The 1,775-nt window shown below is 68.7% G+C and carries 1 protein-coding gene; it reads left to right on the plus strand.

Annotated elements, in window-relative coordinates; genetic code table 11:
- Positions 1-139: 139 nt before the first annotated feature.
- A complete protein-coding gene (locus tag ACIBNA_RS45015) occupies positions 140-1,774 on the plus strand; it encodes an IS1634 family transposase (RefSeq protein WP_399171290.1) in 1,635 nt (544 codons plus the stop codon).
- Position 1,775: the final 1 nt, after the last annotated feature.

Consider the following 1,775-nt stretch of genomic DNA (forward strand, 5'->3'; position numbering starts at 1 on the left):
TCTAGACCCGGATTTCGCACGTGCCTCGATCGGTTGGAACGAGGCACGTGCGGTGTCTGGTTGTCGGTGTGGTCGTTGATGTGATGTGTCGATGATTTCGCGTGCCGAGCGGCCGCGGGTGCGTCGTCCACGGATGAACGTGGAGATCGCACCTGTGGTGGAGAGGCGTCTGGGCGCTCTGCCTGCCTCTGCCGAGTTTCTGCGCCGGCTGGACGTGGCCCGGATCGTCGACGAGCTGTGTCCGGTGCGCGACGTCGCGCATCTGACCCACGGGCAGGTCATCGAGGTCCTGGTCGCCAACCGGCTGTCCGCGCCCGCGCCACTGGTGCGGGTCGGCGACTGGGCACGTGAGTGGGCGGTGGAGGAGGTCTTCGGAATCGAGGCGGACCTGCTCAACGACGACCGCATCGGCCGCGCCCTGGACGCCATCGCGCCCGAGCTGGAACACATCGTCGGCACGGTCGGCGCGAGCGCGATCGCCGAGTTCGGCATTGATGTCTCGCGCCTGCACTGGGACATGACCAGCATCTCCCTGCACGGCGCCTACGAGACCCCGCAGGAGGGGTTCCCGCAGGTCAAGTACGGTCATCCCAAGGACCGCCGGGCGGATCTCAAGCAGATCCAGGCCGGGATCGCGATCTCGGCGGACGGCGGCATCCCCGTCTTCCACCGCGCCTACGACGGTGGGGCCGGCGAGGTCTCCCAGGTCGTCGGGGCGATGACGGCCCTGCGCGAGGTGGCCGCGCCCCGCGACTTTCTGATGGTCGGCGACTCGAAGCTGGTCTCCTACTCCAACCTGCTGGCCCTGCAGGAAGCCGGGGTGAGGTTCATCGCCCCGGCGCCCGCGGCCAAAATTCCCGATGGCCTGTTCGCCGGTCTCGACACGGACCGGGCCCACCCGGTCGACTACACCGCCGGGCGAGACATGGGAAAGCCACCCGCTCAGCGTGGCCAGTACCGAGTGCTGGAGGACACCCAGATCCTGGCCGGTCCGCGCAAGCGCGACCCGCGGATCACCGTGCGCCGGATCCTGGTCCACTCCAGCGCCAACGCCCAAGCCCAGCAGGCCGCCCGCACCCGCCGCCTGGAGAAAGCCCGTGAGGAACTGGACAAACTCCAGCGTGCCTGCGGCGGCCGGCACTACGCCACCGCCCAGAAGGTCACCGCCCGGCTCGGCGTGATCGCCAGTAAACGCCGCATCGGCTCCTGCCTGGTCACCTCCATCACCGTCGATGAGAGCGGACGACCTGCCCTGACCTGGCACTACGACCAGGAAGTCCTGGCCGCCCAAGCCGCCGCGGACGGCTGGTACGCGCTGCTGACCACCCTCGATCCCGCAGAGGCCGACGCCGCCGAGGTCCTCATCCGCTACAAAGGCCAGCCGGTAATCGAGCGCCGCTACAGCGACTTCAAGGGCCCGCTCGCCGTGGCCCCGGTCTTCCTGCACCACAACCGGCGCATCGCCGCCCTGATCACCGTGATCTGCCTGGCCCTGCTGGTGTTCTGCCTCATCGAACGCCAGGTCCGCCAAGCCCTGGGCGGCGACCAGACCATGCGCGGGCTCTACCCCGACAACCGGGCCCTCCGCCCGACCGGACGCCTGATCCTCTACCACCTCGCCGACCTCCGGATCCGGGCCGGAACAGCCACCGACCCGCCAACCATCCTGATCACACGCGCCGTTCAAGCCCACCTCCTCGAACTACTCGGCATCGATGAAACCCGCCCACGCTGGCTGGACACCTCAAACCCCATGTGCGAAATCCGGGTCTAGA

This window comes from Streptomyces sp. NPDC050164 (genome assembly GCF_044459945.1).
Lineage (GTDB): Bacteria > Actinomycetota > Actinomycetes > Streptomycetales > Streptomycetaceae > Streptomyces > Streptomyces coeruleorubidus_A.